The organism is Oleiphilus sp. HI0067 (assembly GCF_001635735.1).
On record NZ_LWFI01001549.1, the window covers coordinates 1 to 1,044 of the forward strand.

At 45.1% G+C, this 1,044-nt stretch carries 2 protein-coding genes; both read left to right on the forward strand.

Annotated elements, in window-relative coordinates; all coding sequences use genetic code 11:
- The coding region (locus tag A3739_RS25315; protein WP_156502828.1) for a histidinol-phosphate transaminase at window positions 1-635 on the forward strand (635 nt) is incomplete at its 5' end.
- Window positions 628-1,044: prephenate dehydrogenase/arogenate dehydrogenase family protein (locus A3739_RS25320; protein WP_197472569.1), on the forward strand; the 417-nt coding region annotated here is incomplete at its 3' end. The genes A3739_RS25315 and A3739_RS25320, both read left to right, overlap by 8 nt.

The following is a 1,044-nucleotide window of genomic DNA, read 5'->3' on the forward strand; positions in this document are numbered from 1 at the left end:
GCACATCCCTTATTTTTATTGCCAATCCAAACAATCCAACCGGAACGGTGTTGAGTAAAGCTGAAGTTGTAGAGTTTTTGTCTCAAGTGCCAGAAAGCGTGATCGTGGTGTTGGACGAAGCGTATATTGAATACAGTACCGATCCCGATTTTCCTAATGGGGTTTCATTGCTGTCTGATTTTCCGAATTTGATTGTCACGAGAACGTTTTCAAAGGCATGGGGGCTCGCTTCGTTGCGCGTTGGTTATGCGATTTCAAATGAAGAAATTGCGGATGTGCTGAATCGAGTTCGTCATCCATTTAATGTGAATAGTCTCGCGCTTGCTGCGGCTCTCGGTTCATTGAGAGACGAAGACTATTTAAAGAAAAGCATCACGACAAATGAACATGGTATGAAGCAGTTGACCGATGCATTTGATCGACTGGACTACGAATATATTCCATCGAAAGGCAATTTCGTGTGCTTTGATACGAAAGGTTCTGGAATGGAAGTGTACGAAGCTATGTTGCAGCAGGGTGTTATTGTGCGTCCTGTAGCGAATTATGGAATGCCAAATCACCTTCGTGTATCAATCGGTCTTCCTGAAGAAAACGCTCGTTTTATTGAAGTTTTGGAGTCGCTTAGTCATGGCTAGCGATTCGCTAAGTTTAGCGATGCAAGAATTAAAAGGGCTCACCGTTTCGGTTGTTGGGCTTGGTCTAATTGGCGGTTCTTTAACAAAGTGCTTGAGGGAGCAAGGCGTTGTCTCGAAGACGGTCGGGTATACGCTTGATTCAAATCACGCAAAGCTCGGTATTGAATTAGGTGCTGTGGATGTAGCTGCTGAAACAATTGCTGAAGCAGTTTCTGGCGCAGATATCATTGTGTTGGCAGTTCCAGTTCAAGCATTTGAGAGTGTGCTGCAAGAGGTTAAACCATTCATCAAGCCCGGTGCTGTACTGACCGATGTAGGAAGTGTTAAGGGTAACTTTGTTTCTGCAGTCGAGTCGGTGTTCGGCGATGTGCCAGAGTTTGTTGTTCCTGGTCACCCGATTGCTGGATCA